The sequence below is a fragment of the Enterobacter cloacae complex sp. HYC080_NIDB genome, from assembly GCF_056673325.1.
Genome location: NZ_CP114212.1, coordinates 1,092,031 through 1,108,004 on the forward strand (window position 1 = coordinate 1,092,031; position 15,974 = coordinate 1,108,004).

17 protein-coding genes and 1 pseudogene are annotated in these 15,974 nt (G+C 46.6%); 9 read left to right on the forward strand and 9 right to left on the reverse strand.

The features are described from left to right. Positions 1-755 precede the first annotated feature (755 nt). Genes O1723_RS05195 through O1723_RS05205 form a run of 3 tightly spaced genes read left to right on the forward strand, consistent with a single transcriptional unit; the run spans position 756 to position 2,609 of the window. The gene (locus O1723_RS05195; protein ID WP_014884932.1) at positions 756-1,283 is read left to right on the forward strand and encodes a tetratricopeptide repeat protein; all 528 of its coding nucleotides are present in this window, start codon (positions 756-758) and stop codon (positions 1,281-1,283) included. 7 nt (positions 1,284-1,290) lie between these two features. Next, the gene (locus O1723_RS05200) at positions 1,291-1,821 is read left to right on the forward strand and encodes a sigma-70 family RNA polymerase sigma factor (RefSeq protein WP_014884931.1); all 531 of its coding nucleotides are present in this window, start codon (positions 1,291-1,293) and stop codon (positions 1,819-1,821) included. Then, positions 1,818-2,609 carry an anti-sigma factor family protein gene (locus tag O1723_RS05205; RefSeq protein WP_014884930.1) on the forward strand — a complete coding sequence of 264 codons (792 nt, stop codon included), beginning with the start codon at positions 1,818-1,820 and terminating at the stop codon, positions 2,607-2,609. The genes O1723_RS05200 and O1723_RS05205 overlap by 4 nt, the downstream gene beginning before the upstream one ends. Here the strand turns inward: O1723_RS05205 and O1723_RS05210 are convergent. The 7 genes from O1723_RS05210 to O1723_RS05240 form a co-directional block, all read right to left on the reverse strand. Next, the gene (locus O1723_RS05210; protein ID WP_014884929.1) at positions 2,601-3,161 is read right to left on the reverse strand and encodes a YceI family protein; all 561 of its coding nucleotides are present in this window, start codon (positions 3,159-3,161) and stop codon (positions 2,601-2,603) included. The two genes, O1723_RS05205 and O1723_RS05210, sit on opposite strands and share 9 nt — an antisense overlap. Positions 3,162-3,265: 104 nt before the next feature. Continuing rightward, positions 3,266-3,622, reverse strand: a complete 357-nt coding sequence (locus tag O1723_RS05215; RefSeq protein ID WP_014884928.1) for a hypothetical protein — start codon at positions 3,620-3,622, stop codon at positions 3,266-3,268. A gap of 797 nt (positions 3,623-4,419) precedes the next feature. Next, the gene (locus O1723_RS05220; protein ID WP_221813714.1) at positions 4,420-6,753 is read right to left on the reverse strand and encodes a primase-helicase zinc-binding domain-containing protein; all 2,334 of its coding nucleotides are present in this window, start codon (positions 6,751-6,753) and stop codon (positions 4,420-4,422) included. A 14-nt stretch (positions 6,754-6,767) separates the two neighbouring features. Further along, complete coding sequence (locus O1723_RS05225; protein WP_023304676.1) at positions 6,768-7,091, reverse strand: DUF5375 family protein; 324 nt, start codon at positions 7,089-7,091, stop codon at positions 6,768-6,770. Further along, positions 7,088-7,312, reverse strand: a complete 225-nt coding sequence (locus O1723_RS05230) for a hypothetical protein (RefSeq protein ID WP_021546758.1) — start codon at positions 7,310-7,312, stop codon at positions 7,088-7,090. The genes O1723_RS05225 and O1723_RS05230 overlap by 4 nt, the downstream gene beginning before the upstream one ends. Next, a complete protein-coding gene (locus O1723_RS05235) occupies positions 7,312-7,860 on the reverse strand; it encodes a host cell division inhibitor Icd-like protein (RefSeq protein WP_112844567.1) in 549 nt (182 codons plus the stop codon). Before O1723_RS05235 ends, O1723_RS05230 begins: the two co-directional genes overlap by 1 nt. Then, positions 7,857-8,117, reverse strand: coding sequence for a helix-turn-helix transcriptional regulator (locus tag O1723_RS05240; protein WP_108463263.1), 261 nt, complete (start codon positions 8,115-8,117; stop codon positions 7,857-7,859). Before O1723_RS05240 ends, O1723_RS05235 begins: the two co-directional genes overlap by 4 nt. A gap of 904 nt (positions 8,118-9,021) precedes the next feature. Between O1723_RS05240 and O1723_RS05245 the strand changes: the two genes are divergently transcribed. From O1723_RS05245 to O1723_RS05270, 6 genes are all read left to right on the forward strand, one after another. Continuing rightward, positions 9,022-9,774 (forward strand): septation initiation protein, encoded by a 753-nt coding sequence (locus O1723_RS05245; protein WP_112844568.1) that lies wholly within the window; start codon positions 9,022-9,024, stop codon positions 9,772-9,774. Then, entirely contained in the window at positions 9,771-10,325 is a 555-nt protein-coding gene (locus O1723_RS05250; protein WP_112844569.1) for a phage polarity suppression protein, read from the forward strand. Before O1723_RS05245 ends, O1723_RS05250 begins: the two co-directional genes overlap by 4 nt. 1 nt (position 10,326) lies before the next feature. Then, positions 10,327-10,599 (forward strand): ogr/Delta-like zinc finger family protein, encoded by a 273-nt coding sequence (locus O1723_RS05255; protein WP_249941029.1) that lies wholly within the window; start codon positions 10,327-10,329, stop codon positions 10,597-10,599. Between the two features lie 19 nt (positions 10,600-10,618). After that, positions 10,619-11,431: a hypothetical protein gene (locus O1723_RS05260; RefSeq protein ID WP_479983862.1), complete on the forward strand. Its 813-nt coding sequence runs from the start codon at positions 10,619-10,621 to the stop codon at positions 11,429-11,431. Positions 11,432-11,736: 305 nt separating this feature from the next. Further along, positions 11,737-12,816 carry an AAA family ATPase gene (locus tag O1723_RS05265; protein WP_112844573.1) on the forward strand — a complete coding sequence of 360 codons (1,080 nt, stop codon included), beginning with the start codon at positions 11,737-11,739 and terminating at the stop codon, positions 12,814-12,816. Beyond that, complete coding sequence (locus tag O1723_RS05270; protein WP_112844574.1) at positions 12,816-13,445, forward strand: DUF3226 domain-containing protein; 630 nt, start codon at positions 12,816-12,818, stop codon at positions 13,443-13,445. Before O1723_RS05265 ends, O1723_RS05270 begins: the two co-directional genes overlap by 1 nt. 58 nt (positions 13,446-13,503) lie before the next feature. On the opposite strand, the pseudogene O1723_RS05275 reads toward O1723_RS05270, so the two are convergent. Both O1723_RS05275 and O1723_RS05280 read right to left on the reverse strand, forming a co-directional pair. Next, positions 13,504-14,366, reverse strand: a pseudogene (locus O1723_RS05275) (phage portal protein); the annotation flags it as partial. Between the two features lie 160 nt (positions 14,367-14,526). Further along, positions 14,527-15,969, reverse strand: a complete 1,443-nt coding sequence (locus tag O1723_RS05280; RefSeq protein ID WP_479983863.1) for a hypothetical protein — start codon at positions 15,967-15,969, stop codon at positions 14,527-14,529. Between the last annotated feature and the right edge of the window lie 5 nt (positions 15,970-15,974).

Genomic DNA, 15,974 nt, shown 5'->3' on the forward strand with positions numbered 1-15,974 from the left:
ACTCCAGCAGAGTTACCGTGAACGGCGAGCAAGACGAGCCATCTCTGTAGAAGGTAAAGGGCGCCCCCGGCGGAGTGACTGTTAATTAAACAGTCCTCACCGTCTTTTTTAGAGCGAACGATGCCCGCCAGAATTCAGAGTGGCAACATCAGAGCGAATCTAATTACATATGAAAGAAATACGTTTTATTTGTGTTTTGCGTCTTATAAAACCCTGTAATTAATAAAGGAATTCGTTTTGAGGAGATAAAAATGATATAGCCAGAAAACTCTGAATGTGCAAATTAAGCTTGCGTAAATAAAGGGGTAAACAATGAAGAGGGCATTAATGTATTGATGGTGTTTATTGATGTGTTTTTCTATCGTTATGTTTTTAATGTCTTTTTATTTTTCGTGTGTTGTGACTTAGTCATCCTGAAGATGCAGTGTAATTATTGGTGGGGGATGTTTTAAATATAATTTAAATTGTGATTATTTAATCGTGTTTAATGTGTGTTTAAGTTAGGGTAACGTTTTTGATATAAGATATATTATATCACCGGTGTAATAAAATATATTCTTGTAGGGGGTTAAAACTCTGCTAGCGGTTGCAGGAAAATAATAATGGGAAGATAGATATAAAATAACCTGATTTATTTTCAATGTGATTACGTCGCAGGCATGATTTTCTGGACGGTAAAAAATCGCGGAAGAATGAATAAAAACCGCCGGTCGGGCGTTTACTGGCGTCACTCCCTTCTAACCCAGGAGCTTTATATGAACACGACCTCGTTTCGCCTGATCCCGGTGCTGATTTTTTCCCTGCTGTCTCCGCTGGCGCTGGCAATGGGCGATAATAGTACCGAGAGCAAAACGCCCGACTGTCCTTCCGGACAGGTGTATGACAGCGCCACCCAGAAATGCGTGCCGGACAAGAGCAGCAGCCTCAGCGATCAGGACAAAACCAACTATGCGTACCATCTCGCGAAGAAAGGGGAGTACCAGGCGGCGCTGAATCTGCTTGATTCACTGAAAAATAGCAATACGGCTGAAGCGTGGAACTATCGCGGGTTCGCCACGCGCAAACTTGGCCGTACGGACGAAGGCATTGGTTACTACCAGCGCGCGCTGGCTATCGCACCGGATTATGCCAAAGCCCGGGAGTATCTCGGTGAAGCGTGGATGGTAAAAGGACGACCCGATCTCGCGAAAGAACAACTGAAGGTGATTGCCGGTATTTGTGGCCAGTCCTGCGAGGAGTATCGCGACCTGCAGGCCGCCATCAACGGACATCCGGAATCCTGATTTTCTCGTGGAGGGAAGACTCATCGCAACCAGTGAGGTTCGTCAACAGTTAGCCGCACACCTGTCGCGTCTCTGGCGCTATGGACTGGTGTTGTCGCGCAACAGGGATATCGCCGAAGAGCTGGTTCAGTCCACCTGCGTGCGTGCGCTTGAAAAAAGCAGCCAGTATACGCCGGGCACACGCATCGACAGGTGGCTGTTCGCGATCCTGCACTCCATCTGGATCTCTGAACTTCGGGCGCGATACGTGCGTCAGGGGCAGGGATTTGTGGCCAGCGACGAACTCCTCGCGCCGGATACCCGCGAACAGGATGAGACGCGCCTGCATTATCTGAAGGTGATGCAGCGCGTTAACGCCTTGCCCGAAGCCCAGCGTAACGCGGTATTTTTGGTTTATGTCGAAGGCTTTACCTACCAGGAGGCGGCGGACACGCTGGCAGTGCCGATCGGTACCGTGATGAGCCGGCTGGCCACGGCACGGGCTCGGCTTGCCAGGTCCGTCGACGCACTGCCTCCGGTAAAGGAGAAACGTTCTTGAACGCGCACCGTTTTGCACCGCCCTATAACGACGACGCTATCGTGGCATGGATAGATGGCGAGATGTGCCGCGCCGACGCACAGCAATTTGAAGAGCATTTAAACAGTGACGAACGCCTCTCCGGGCGAACCGCCGAACTGATGAAAAGCAGCCAGGATTACGCCGGGGCGTTTGCCTCCCTGCTGGATGATGCGCCTCTTGGGACGATGCAGGCGCGTCTGACGGCGCTTCCTGACCCACGGCCCTCCACGCCGGTTGGCGTCAGCAGGCGGGCGCTGATTGCCGCGTCGGTCAGCTTTTTGATGGTCGGCTCCGGGCTGGGCTACCTGTTGCGGCCCGCTTCCGCGCCAGCGGATGAGAACGCCCATATTCGCGACCTCGAAGCGCAATATATGTCCCTGTACAGCGTCGAGACGCTGCTGGATATGGACAGCGCAGCGCCGGTCCTGCAGCGCGGGCTCGAACGGGCGGCGCAGGATATCGGCATGAAGCTAACTATGTCGCAGCTTATTCTGCGAGGGGCAGAGCTTAAAATGGTGCGCATGCTGCGCTATGAAACGACCTCTATCGCGCAGATTGCCTGGCTCAACGCCGACTACGGGCCAATGGCGCTCTGTATCTCGCCTGTCGATGAGAAGGCGACGGCCTCGCTCCGCCAGGAGCAGCGGCACAGCATGAACCTGGCGTGGTGGCAGGATGCGGGATATCAGTTTGTCCTGATTGGCCGCAATCCGCCGTCTCACCTGCGGGCAAACGCGGAGCAGCTACAGCGCCTCATCTCAGGATGACGGCACCTCGTTCGTCTTGATTGCAATGGCAATGGCTATACGATCGTCCACGACCAGCGCAAACTTATCCATTCCATAGGATGCACGCGAGATCGCCGTGGTGGCATCAAGCCGGGGGGCCTGCGCATGCGGGTCTTTCAACACGGCCTCCAGGATCACCGGCCGGGCAATGTTTCGTACGATCAGCGTGCCGAATACCCTGAACCGCCCGGCGCTCAGGGCGACCACGCGTGAGCTGACGAACTCGATGGTCGGGTAGCGCTCGGATTCAAAAAACATGTCGCTTTTCAGCTGCCAGGTGAGCAATTTGTTAGAAGCCACCAGAGTTGATACGGGAATGGTGACGTGAATATGGTCGTCGACGTCGTTATCCGGGTTGAGCGTCACGGCACCCGTCACGCCGCTGAACGTCGCCCAGGAGAGAATGCCGCCGAAGGCATGCCACGATAGCCGAATAGCGGTGTTATCGCTGTCGATAAGATAGCTTTTTGGGGCGGCGTACAGGGACGGGCATAACAGAAGGGCGGTCAGAATGGCAAAAAGGCGATACATAGTGGTTTCTCCGATAAACGCGCACTGCGTAAACGCCTGAGGGGCTAATTGTATTCGAAGAAATAAAAAAGGCCGCAAGCGCGGCCTTTTTTTGAGCGTAAAGATTACTCAGTGACTTTCTTTTCCAGCTCGCTGGCACCTTCTTTGGTTTTGTTCCAGCCTTTCTCAGCGCCTTCTTTGGTGGCATCCCACCCTTTCTCGGTGCCTTCTTTGGTTTTATGCCAGGCTTTCTGGGAATCTTCGCTGACTTTACTGCCCAGGCTCTCGCTTTTACCTTCCGCAGCATGCTGCTGTTTCAGCTTCAGCTCTTCACCTTTGTTCTGCTCTTCGTGCAGTTTTTGCTTCGCCTCATTGGCGTTTGCGTTCGCTGCCGCGACGGTATCATCAGTTGCATGTGTGGTCGCAGCAAATACTGGGGAAGCCAGCAGAACGGCAGATAATGCGATAATTGTTTTTTTCATAATATCCTCATTTAACGTTTTCGGTTATGAGCGTGATTCAGCCTGGCACAGGCGAAGCGGGATGGCTTTAGGAAAAAACTGTAATGAGATCAACGCATCCTGACGCGGGGTATTTTGCATGAGGATTATCCAAAGGATAAAACGCCTATTTCTGCGAGGGCGGCGAGGGTCAGGAGAATGAAAAGTATGACGGTTATGGGTCTGTACATGGTGGGGTTCCTTCCGTGTGGGGCGGCTAATCCGTAGCGCTGGGGGGTGTAGGTTATTTTCCACAGGAGATGGAGGAGAGTGTTGATGCTTGTCAATGCCATGGTAGTACAACATAAACTACTGGCCGGTGGATACTGTGTGGATTCAATCCATGCAGCAGTGTAGACAATAAACAGGCACAAAAAAGCCCGCAGGGCTTGCGCCGTGCGGGCTTTCAGGACTTCATCGGATGACTCTGATAATCACCGATGGAGAATTTTGGGCTGGCGGAGTATGAATTTGCATAGTATATTGTTGTTTTTATTGTGTATTTATTTTTATAGTCTTTGTTGGTATACCTAAGCGTATACCAATAGCGGGGTGCAATACTTATTTAACTTAAAAACAATCATCCTTAAATAGGTCGTTTTATATTCAAAAAAACAAAAAAATCTTTTTTAAATAAATTGTTCACACTGTTCACTTAGGGTTTTTATCATTCAAAATCAAGGTAATAGAAGTTAACTGTATGGTGAAGAGTGAACAGATAACTCTACATTCTTGCGCCAGCGAAAACAAAACCCGGCATCAGCCGGGTTAGTTGCAAATTATTTTATTGTTGGCTCATCGCACTTGGGTAGCCAGTCTGCATTACTCTCTTCTTTTAAAGTGAGGTTAGTCTGCATTCCCTGATTAGTTCGCCGCTTCTCATAATGTAGCCCGTACTCCTTCAGCATAACTGGTAGCCCTTTGCCAAACATTGTCAGGCTGAGGGTATTTTTATAGCCATTAGCCTCCATGTATACGAGATAGGCATGGTAAAGGTAGGTACGTGGCTGGCGCGGGACAATATTGGCGTTCCCCATAAACATGCCGTTGGTGTCGGGTAATGCCTCAAGATAGCCACAAAAATCAAATGCAGGATCAGCGTCACGCTTGATGGTGAGAGCTTCATCAGAATTCTGCTGCGACTGAAGCAATGTTCTGGCGCTCATCGGATCGCTGAAACGCTGCATGAGCTGGCGAACAATCACAGCCAGTTCTCGTGCAATCTTATCTTTCAGCTGCGGATCGCGTTCTTCCGGTGCTATCTGCTCAGGAAAATGCAGAATAACTCTCCGGCGGGACACACCACCACTACGATCAGTGAAGCGCATAGGATTATTATTTACGGCCAGGATAACCGCCGGAATATGTGTTGAATAAGCATTCTGATATTTGGGGTCCACAGATACTGCATCGCCACCGGTTATAGCCTTAAGCCCGGCGCCATCGCCGCTCCACTTCTCCTGATCAGGCAGGCGAATAAGAGAAAAACCGATCAGAGCCGCACGTTCTCGTGGGGACTCCAGAGTTTCAATTGTCGCTGAGGTGGCGTTATCCTCTCCTGCAAGCATCGTTGCAATTTCAGCAAGGATACTTTTGCCACTTCCGCCAGGGCCAGTCACTTCCAGAAAGAGCTGCCAGTCATAGCGGTTCGCCAGCACCATAAACAGCGCTGCGAGAATAATGTCGCGTTTTGCTGGCTTGTGCCCGGCGGCCCTGTCCAGCCAGCGCCAGAATGCCGGGGCATGAGTTTCAAGCGTTTCCCCATTTACCGGTGGCGTGAAATCGACTTCACACAGGGTACGCAGCCAGTTCTCTTTACAGTGCGGACTAAACAGCCCTGTTCGCGTATCGAGGACGCCATTACGAAAACCGATCAGATGACGTGCCGGATTTTGCTGCTGCGGAACGATTAACTTTAATGTTTCCACCAGTGAGGCAATTTTTCCTGAGGAAAACGGTGCACCGAGGCGTTGAAAAAGGGCTGCGACATCTCGGGCAAAATCTGACTGAGAAATCACTTTCCACGCTCCAGACTCATAGCGGGATAAAAGCTGACCGTTCGGATCAACCGCCAGTGCATCTCTGTAATGCTCCCGAACCCTCTGAGCTTTTTCGCTGACACTCATCGCTGTGAATTCTGCTTCACTCATCGTGTCGAAAGGACTGGCGTTATGTGGCTTCAAAGCCTCAAGAATTGCCTTCCGGGTGGATTCCTCTCCGTAATGGGCAAGCGCATCATTCCAGTCACCAAAAACCGGTGGCAGCACAATGTCACACTGACACGCTTTTGCAGCAGCTTCAGCCCTGTTCTGGCCTGAACCATTCAGATCTCGGTCCGCTGCAATAATTAGCTGATACCCCGGATACTTGTTATGGGCAACGCTGGCCAGAGAAAGAAAGTTGACCGCCGAAAATGCCACCATGACGGCTTCTCCAGTCAGATGATGAATGGTAAGCGCCGTGGCGTAGCCTTCCGCAATCCACATCCTTCTTACTGAACTCCCGCCCCCTTCTATCAGATGATAGGCCTCCTTAACCTGACCTCCTTTAAGAAAACACTTGCTACCATTGCCACTTATAAGCTGAATATTCACCAGCTCCCCGTCAGCGTTATAGAGCGGGACGATCAAATCACCGGGGCGGAACATCACCCCACCGGTTTTATGAGCTGAAGTCAGCTCATGGCAAATATGTTCCGGGAAACCTTTATGTGTAAGATAAGTATTTCCGGCAGATTCACGCGAGGCTTGCAGCAGTCGCGCGGCAAGTGCTGCCGCTGCATCTTTCCCGCTATCGGTATCGGCGGTTAACGTCCTGACTTCGGAATTAGCTATAGACAGGCCATGTGTCATTCCATGTATCCTGTCAGCAGCTTCACTGATATCCACATTCAGTGCCCTGGTGACAAGCGCTAAACCATCCCCGGCTCCGCACTGATTGCAGAACCATGTTCCGCGTCCTTCCTGATCGTCGAAGCGAAAACGATCTTTACCGCCACAGACCGGACAAGGCTGATGGCGATTTTTCAATATATTCACGCCCAGCGCTTGCAGAATCTGAGCCCAGTGACCGCGGGCAGCCTTCACGGCCTGACTGACTTTCATTCCTGACATGATGCAGTTCTCCCTCAGTGTAAAACTGGCTTTTTGATGTGACGGACGCATAACTCATCCATTACGGCTATTCCGAGCTGGGAGAGTGCGGGACAGGACATTAGAGGGCCGGATTCCATCAGGTCTGAAAGCAGGGCGCAGGCGATTTCCATGCCTTTTGTTTGCCCGTGCTGTCGCAGATAAAATCCTTCAAGCTCACGGGCAATAGCGGTTTCAATTTCATCCAGAGTCAGCTGCAGGTGGCGGTTTTGCTGATGGCAGGCACTCAGCCATGCGCAGGCTACCGCGCGGCGATACAACGCAACCCGAAGTGAAAGGGAAAGAGTGCGTGATTTCATTGCACCACCTCCATGTTCATCAGGTCATCCTGGCAACGCTGTACCACGCCATCAAGCTGCTCTGTCATCAGATAAATCAGTGAAACCAGTTGCTCACATTGAGCACCGGCAGGTTTTTCGTAGCAATCCTGAAGAACAGCCATTCCGGTGACAAACTCCCCCACGTTACGAAGATGCTTCAGGCGGACAATATCGTCATAAGAGATTGCGGCGTGATTCATTAGATCACCTCCCGGAGAGGCAGGCGAGCAGCAAGGCAAAGCACATACTCATGGACCAGTGAAAGACGTGCATGATGCTCATTGCTGGCGACGATACGCAGCATACTGATACGTGGTTTACGTTCTGCACGACGAACGGCGGCAAAAACAAATATAAATTGAGGATGTGATGGGGCGAGGATCGTAGCCATAAGGGCAACCTCCAATAAGTAGCGGTAAATGCCACCACCGGAGTTCCTACGCTCATGGGTGGTGACCCGAACGGGGGTAGGAATACCGGCCTTATTGGAAACCGGCCAGCCCGAAGGCTGCCCCGCCCGGACCACCATTATCTGAAAGGGGCTAAGGTATAAGCACCGCAGCCCGAAAAATGGGTGTGCCTGAGCAACGACGTAAAAAAAGACGCACGGCGCGTCTGGTGTCGCCAATAAGTAACTCGGGTTCCTACGCCCGGCAGCCGATTTTGCGGCAGCAGGAAAACTATACCTGGAAAAGATATCAGGACGCAAGCCAGAAAAAAGGAGATGAGACGGCAAAGCCAGTTTCACGCATGGCCTCCTTGCTCGCGGGCAGCAATTCGCGCCGCCATCCATGCACTGACCTCCGACTGTACCCAGGCCACATTTTTTCCACCCAGGGATATCTGCTGAGGGAAGGCATCGCGGCTGATAAGGTCGTAGATGGTTGAACGGGATAGCCCGCAAAGGTGCATCACTTCTGGTAATCGTATGAAGCGCTCCTGCTGAGCCGGAACCGGGAGCACCGGAGAAGCTGGTGCCGGGGTGGAAACGGAAATACTATTCATCTGGCTACCTCTCTAATATGTTTACAACAGTCCGGGCAATTCCATCCGGATTCAGGTAGCTCCTTATTATGTTTATATAAGCGGCTCGCGCATGCTTTATTTATTTGGAGTGAAATATTGATTTCTCAAAAAATAAAACAGCTAAAAACCGTATGAAACGGACAAAAACAAAACATTCTTTTATGGAATATAATAAGGAGCATCAAGAATAAAAAAGTCTATTACACCAGGCAGGATCACAAATCAATTATGAACCAGACCATATCATTCCGGGCGTTACATCATAAGGATGAAGACAGTACCGGAATAATAAAAGGGCCAAAAAACGTTCATAAAAAACAGTTCATCATATGTATTAATTAAGTTAATGACTAAAAAAATTAAATTACCCGCATCCTTCCACATTTATCCGGATGTGTTTAATGAGCATCAGACAGATTCATTTTTATGGATATTTTCCTGAAATGCAACCGAGTGTAGAGAGGTTAAGTGTTTAATTTTCAAACAGACATAAGACACATTTTATACTGTATATTGAATAGTGTTGAATACGTGTGAATAGTGGTGAGGAGTAAAAATCCAGTAATAAACTGAAATAAATATCGCGATTTATATAAAAAACAAATATAAGTTTAAATTTATCTCTGTGAACAGTCATGAACAGTAGATGACCACTTTGATTTAAACCCTACACTCCTTAACTACATGTATTTACTATTCTTTTATGAAAGTGAACAGTAGTGAATAGTATGTATTAAAGGAAGGGTGAGGATCAGACATGACACCTTTCTCTGGCTAGCCAGAACAAGGTCATTGTTCAGTCACTGGCACAATCCTCATCGGTAGTGCGCTTGTATGGGCACCGGCACAATTGACACAACAACAAAACACTACCGGAGCAGCCATGACAACTGTTAACCAGATCCCTGATGCAAACATTACACCCTCCCTCTCACCGAAAATTCGCGAAGCGGTAGAAAAAGTTAAAGCAGCAAAAGCTGTCTGGCAGGAAGAACGGCGAAAACAAACTGAAGCCGCTGCAATGACTGAAACTATCCGTAAACGTCAGGAAGATACAAAAACGGAGACGCAGGCGCTTAATGATGAATGGCGAAACCTGTTTCGTGAGAATCAGGGGAATATGACGCCACGAATGAAAAAACTGCGGGCAGAAATCGCCCTGGGACGCGAAACACTTGATGAGTTCGAAGATTTGCTTGAAGCTCACTCCGCAGAAAATGAATTCCTGCCCTGGAAAACTGCGGATGCTGCAAACCGCTACATCAGCGAACATAACCGGCTGATTGAAACTCATGCAGTGTGGCTCTGGAATGAGTTTATGAAGGAACACGGCCAGAAACTTATTCAGATCCTTGGATTGCTGAAAATGACTCTGGGGCGAAGCGCTTCTTCCGTTATCGGCGTGGTTCATACCGTAAACGACCCTGAAAGTGTGCTGAAGCAATTTATCGGCGAGCAACTCACCACTCCGGCACTGTCCTGTAACGTATCTTCAACGGATGATATTGCCCTGCCGGGGATCAGCATTTATGCGGACGATAAAGCCATCCGGGATGCCAGGCAATCACCTAGTCCTGCAGCACGTTCCCGGATGCTTAAACAGCGTGACATGGTTAAAGGGGAAGAGAAGGGATGAATACTGGAAACATTACTCAGGAAGCTCTCAACAACTACCGCGCGGCGATAAAAAGCTGGCTGACACTACGTAATGTGCAAAGTACCAGCCAGCTTCGTTTGGCGGCTCTTCTGGATACTGAAGAAAAACCGGCAGCATATGCCAGCCAGCTTGAAAATCTTCGTGAGCGCCTTGCACTCCTCGAATGGCAAATTAACTGTGCCGCCCGGGACGGTCTTTATGCTCACCAGATTGTGCTGGAAAGCTGTGTTACAAGCGCAATTGAAAACTTCATGAGCGAGCATGGTGATGCACTCACTGACGCTCTGGCTCCTTTTCTTTGCGCACCATACGGGCTTGAGGCGGCAATGAAAATATTACGCACCGCTGTAGTCCGACAAACCGAAATCCGTACTCCTGTAATTTCAGCAGCATATAAGAGCGTTATCGACGAAACCGGATTAACGGTGGATGCATCAATGCGAGCTGATGCTGCAGCCACTTTCACTCCGGCAAAACATAAAGTTTTCCTGGCCCGCCTCAACAGGCTTAATGAAAAAGGAGGGTATTGATATGGCCCTGAAGTGTCCTGAATGTGGCACGGTCGCACACGCCAGAACCAGCGCCTATGAAGCTCCATCGGTTAAACGCTCATGGTATCAGTGCCAGAATCTTGAATGCTCCTGCACATTTACTGCCCTGGAAAGTGTGGACATGATAATTATGAAGCCCCATAAACCAGCAGCACCTGAGCCTGAATCACAGAGCGATTCTCTTGTCCGTCAGCCGCATACACTGGGCCGCTACGGTTCAGCCTGTACCCTTAAAGACCGCCATGCACAATAAAATGAGGAGGAACAACAATATGGCAGAACAACAATTGACTGAAAAACAGATTCAGGCCGCAACCGGACACGTAGTAACACTCCTCGCGAGGGCAAAAAAACCGCTTCAGGATGCGGATTGGCTCATGAATTTGCCTGCAAATGAAATAGCCCGCGAGACGGAAAAACTGACGAAAAGCCTTTCCTCCGACTGGCAATCCCGAATTATCGACCTTTACCAAAAAATGCAGACCTGGGTGGAGGCCAGACAGGCCGAAGAAGCAGCCATTGAGAACCTCGGGGCTCTGCGCCAGCATCAGACCGAAACTGAGCAGGCCAGCAAAAACAATCGGGCGCAGTTCAGGGAATTGCTTAACCAGAGCGGCGGCATCGTAACGCCGGAGATGAAAGCTCTTCGGGCTGAATATCTGGAACAACAGGAAACAGCCACAGAACTGGCTGGGCTGATTACTGAAAAAGAAGAGTTGCTGCCGCTACTGGCTGACGCGACCGCGCGTAAGGCAAACGCCTATGTAAACTGCCATCATGGTATCACTGAGGAGCGTATTGATGAGCTTTTAGGTGACTTTTTTATTTTCCACGGTTCCGAATTGAGCAGCCTGCTCAGGATGAAGTACAGACAATTCGAACGGAATAGCTCAGTGCAAATACCGGGCATTATTGAAGGGACAAATGATTCAGATACGTTGTATCGTGAATTTATCCTGAATCTAATGCTGAAGTGGACGAATGAAATATTGCCGTTGAGATTCCGGGACGACGTGATGAGTCTGACCGGTTCAGCACCGGTATCAGGATCACATGAAGACAGAAAAAAAAGAAAGCTGTTCTGACATGAACAGAAAAGCTCACTTAAGCCCGGCCAGTGCCGGGTTTTTTGATGCATGTAGCCTGAGTGCATGTCTATACTGCATGAAATCGCATGACTTTATGCACTTGCATTTTTACTTCCCAGACCAGATAAGGCGCAGTTTAGAGCCTATCATGCAACTGCATGAAAACCACTCCATAAAGCGGGCAGGCGTGGCGGGGCTACGAGCGCGCGCAATGAGAGATCAACAATGGATTATCATTTTACCTTAGGCTATGATTAACAAATAATCGTCTTGAATAATGGAATTATTTTTAAGGAGTATGTGTGTTAAATAAAATTGTCTTAGAAAATTTTAAAGGATATGAGAGGTTAGAGCTAGATAAGCTTCAACGTGTTAATTTAATCGCAGGTATGAATAACACTGGTAAAACATCTATTCTTGAAGCGATTTATTTACATCATGATAGAATGGCTGCTGATGTTTTGATTGCCCCTCTCGCACGTCGCGGAGTTCAGCAATTTGATTTGTCTGCAGAATATATTTTTCATCCTTATTTCAATAATTTTAATTATGAGAAACCATTCAGAGTTATAACTGAAGATAGTGGTCATAAAAACATTGCTTCATATGCTATGGTTGTGCCAGAAAACCAACGATTGGCTATAAATAAAAATAATTTTCAGATGAATTCTGTTTTGTCATCTGCGGCAGTTATTAATAATGCGATTGAAATTACATACACTTCAGATAATAAACCTCAGGGGAAGGCATTAATTCAAATTGTCAATAATCAAATTGAAATGAAAGTTGAATCAGTGATGACAATTAACCGTGTTGTTGTCTTTGTTCCCGCTTCAGCACGAGGTAATAGTTTTACCGATGCACAATTCATGAGCAAATTGGATATGACCAATGGGCTGGAAACTTTTGTCTCATACTTGAAGATGATCGATGCTAGATTGCGAAATGTATCGCTTCTCTCAATTGGTGGTCAACCAACCATTTATGTCGATGTAGGATTGAAAAGAAAAATACCCATGGTAAACATGGGGGAAGGTATAAGTAAACTAACATCTATTTTGACTGCAATATTATCGAATAAAAATGCTATCATTTTGATTGATGAGATTGAAAATGGTATACATTATTCCTTGATGCCAAAAATTTGGGAAATAATTTTTTCTGCCGCGCAAAAACAAAATTGTCAAATTTTTGCCACTACACATAGTTATGATGTCATAAAGGGTGTTTCTGATTTCATGCGAGACAATGAACTAGATAATTCAAAAAATTCATTTAGTTACATAAGGCTAGATAGAAATAAAGAAGGCGTGGTTGTTCCTAAATATTATGGTCCTTCCGCCCTGCTTACATCTGTTGAACGTGATTGGGATATTCGCTAATGCCATCTAAAATTATAAAAAACAAGTTGCTATTGGTTGAAGGTCAGGATGAAATAAAATTCTTCACTGCTTTCCTCGCAAAGTATGAGATTGCGGATATACAAATTTTAGAATCTAAAGGAAAAGACCAATTTCGAGCTGAACTTGACTTGATTATGAATGAGCGTGAATTTGAAGATGTAATATCTGTAGGCGTGATCAGGGATGCAGATGAAAGTCAGCAAGCTGCTGTAGATAGTATTTGCCATCATCTCCGTCAAGTTGGATTACCAGTTCCAAATGGGCATTGTCAGTTTAAAAGTGACGGTGTCAGGAATGTCGGGGTCTTTATCGCGCCAGGTTTTACTGATAAAGGAATGTTAGAGAGTTTGATTTTGGAATCTTTAGGTGATCACCCCGTTAAAATTGCATCGGGTGAATATCTAGATAATTTAAAGAATTTATTAGCTCCCGTTAATCAGACCTGCGCATTTAATTATCCTAGAAATATTCATAAAGCTCATATGCATGCTTTTTTAGCAGGTATGGAGAAATTTATCCCAAGTGCTGGCCTAGCAGCTCAGAAGGGCTATTATAACCTGGATTCCGATGTATTTAATGAAGTTCGTGATTTTTTGAGGGGGCTTTGACAAGAAGGAGAGCGTGGCTCTCCTTTAATTTTATATTTCGGCAATTTATCATTATTATCTATTCATAAAGTTCGTATGATTTGAATAATATTATATCTAGATCTAACCAATTGTTCAGCTCCTGTAATCGTTTTTGCAGTGGCGTAAGCTCGTTGCGAACAAAGACGCGACTGGCCTTCTCTACATCCCCAAACCCCCCAACATTACTCGGCATGATCCCCATCATTTGCGGCGGAACGCGGTGTGCAGCCATCATGTCGTCCCTACTCACGTTCTTGATATTCAGAAACTCATCCTTTGCTGCGACCTCTGACAGTGGGATGATCTGGATGCCGTCCTTTTTACCGTTTGGCGAGTACATAAACAGGTTGCGGAAGTTGCCAGGCCCTTTGGCGCTTTTCATGGCCTTGCAGATATAGTTCACATCCTCGTGATTCTGCGCGGCGTCGGTCCTGACATGATAAACCCTACATAGCTGCCGTTGATGTAATAATTGCGGCGAAACAGAGTGGCGGATTCGTTCAGCAGGGTGGAAGGAATTGCGGACAGGTATTCCGGTAGGCCGTAGATTTCTTGGTTTAAATCCGGCTCCATCAGGTGAAAGATGCTGCCTTAAGTGAACTCATATGGCTGCCTGGTCATGCCGTGTTGCACAAACCAGTATGTTTCCAGATCCACGCCGCGCCTGGTGTATTTCGCCAGCGATGGTATCAGTGACAAAATACCGCCGAGGCGGTTGGTGCGCTTCTCAAGATAGGCGTTACCGAATACCAGATAGTCCTGCATGAACCGGCTGAAAGCCTGCTGGCTCAGCAGCGGATGTGGGATAAAAGTGCTGGTCAGAATGTTGCGCTTCACGGCAATGGGTGAGCTGTGATGTACGGCGGCGCGATAGGTCCGTGCGAGCCCGTCAAAGCTGACAGTTTCGTAGGTGGATGAATTTAGCTGGCTGTGATCTCGTTGTAGGGGAGAGCATTGTACACATATAATTTGGATTCGAGAAAGACTGGGTTAGAAAATATATTTATCTCGCATAAAATAACAAAGGCTCAACGAAGTTGATCGTTGAGCCATTATTTATTTAGATACGAATGCTAGCAGAATCTTTTTGTTGTGCGTCGATATGAATGATCTTTGAGGCTCTGAAACCTTCATTAACTGCTGCAATTTTAGCCTGTTGAACCTTTTGATATTTTTCACCTAAATGACCAATATCAACTATTACGAAAAATGCACGATCTGTATCGTCACCATTTCTATAAATTTCTAATTGTTTTTCATATCCATGAAGTAATTTACCATTTGATGATAACTTAACTTCTACTAAAACTTTCTGAGCGAAACCTTGCGAAACTTTGAAGTCTACAGGTCCATTACCAGAGTCTGCTTCAGGGCTAATATCCAAGTTATTAGCTCTGCAATATGAATATGCGACAGCAAAAAGTAAGCGTTGGGCCGCTTTTTCTTTACGTGGTTTTTTATCATCTGCCCACATTTCTTTCCACAGACCCTTGTTTTCAATTAGATCTTTGAATTGGTTTAATATCTCATCAACTAAAGCTTCAACTTCATCTAATGTTAGTTTTTTATTGAATTTCGAAAGGTTGAAGGGGTATTTCTTATCTAAAGAAGATACAAGCCTTGACCAAAATAGCTCTCCATTTTTATCAGCTTTAAAATCGTAAGGTTCTTTTTCTACTTCTTTTATTAACTCTAAGAGATCTTCAAAATATTCTTTTTTCTCTAAAGCCCTGCGCTTAGCTTCAGCCTTTTCTTTTTGAGTCATTGATGCGAGTAGTTTGCCAATATTAGTATTAATCCTGTCTCGTAGGTCTGTATTTTCTTTCATTGTACTGACTGCGCCGCTCCAGTCAGTGGATATAGGTAAATCACGAACAATATCTTTAGGAACAAGTATTAGGGGTGTATTAGTTAAAGGATTATGTGGGGCGATGTATTTACTTCCCTTAAATGAGAACTCTTTTGTTGGAATTTGTAGTGTTTTATTAACTCTTTCTGAAAATTCCACTAAGGACTCAAATATAATATTTGTAGTCATGTCACTGATTCTATCAGCTCCAATTCCTTCTTCAAATAACGACATGACCATAAATAAATCAGGGTCATCGATATCCATATTGATAATTTGATAGGCAGTATTCATGGTGGTGTTTACTAATTGTGGTCCGAACCCTGAGCCTTTGGCCGATGAGCCATAACCCAAACATGTCCATCCTATTTCGGAAAATGAAAATAATTTTTTGGCAGCCTTCCAAGCAACGTTACTGTCTTTTTGCTCCTTAGATGCCTTAATTAATTTAATGATTTTTGTGAAAGTGGATATATATTCATTATGAGCATTTAATCTCATTTCGTTATGCTTACTTTCAGGAAGGAGCATAGGGTCAATAAAAAGTAGAGTATCTGTTTCTAATAAAACATCAACAACATCAAGTTGATCAAGAATTAATGGCGATATGTTAAAATATGAAGAAATGGTATCGATAGATTTTACTGTGCTCATGTGTA

Bases quoted from the DNA above. Each gene is read 5' to 3' on its own strand.
- O1723_RS05230 (WP_021546758.1), bottom strand. From the start codon at position 7,312: ATGAATCACGCCGCAATCTCTTATGACGATATTGTCCGCCTGAAGCAT.
- O1723_RS05255 (WP_249941029.1), top strand. From the start codon at position 10,327: ATGGCCCTGAAGTGTCCTGAATGTGGCACGGTCGCACACGCCAGAACC.
- O1723_RS05245 (WP_112844568.1), top strand. From the start codon at position 9,022: ATGACAACTGTTAACCAGATCCCTGATGCAAACATTACACCCTCCCTC.
- O1723_RS05280 (WP_479983863.1), bottom strand. From the start codon at position 15,969: ATGAGCACAGTAAAATCTATCGATACCATTTCTTCATATTTTAACATA.
- O1723_RS05250 (WP_112844569.1), top strand. From the start codon at position 9,771: ATGAATACTGGAAACATTACTCAGGAAGCTCTCAACAACTACCGCGCG.
- O1723_RS05260 (WP_479983862.1), top strand. From the start codon at position 10,619: ATGGCAGAACAACAATTGACTGAAAAACAGATTCAGGCCGCAACCGGA.
- O1723_RS05195 (WP_014884932.1), top strand. From the start codon at position 756: ATGAACACGACCTCGTTTCGCCTGATCCCGGTGCTGATTTTTTCCCTG.
- O1723_RS05215 (WP_014884928.1), bottom strand. From the start codon at position 3,622: ATGAAAAAAACAATTATCGCATTATCTGCCGTTCTGCTGGCTTCCCCA.
- O1723_RS05240 (WP_108463263.1), bottom strand. From the start codon at position 8,117: ATGAATAGTATTTCCGTTTCCACCCCGGCACCAGCTTCTCCGGTGCTC.
- O1723_RS05220 (WP_221813714.1), bottom strand. From the start codon at position 6,753: ATGTCAGGAATGAAAGTCAGTCAGGCCGTGAAGGCTGCCCGCGGTCAC.
- O1723_RS05270 (WP_112844574.1), top strand. From the start codon at position 12,816: ATGCCATCTAAAATTATAAAAAACAAGTTGCTATTGGTTGAAGGTCAG.
- O1723_RS05225 (WP_023304676.1), bottom strand. From the start codon at position 7,091: ATGAAATCACGCACTCTTTCCCTTTCACTTCGGGTTGCGTTGTATCGC.
- O1723_RS05210 (WP_014884929.1), bottom strand. From the start codon at position 3,161: ATGTATCGCCTTTTTGCCATTCTGACCGCCCTTCTGTTATGCCCGTCC.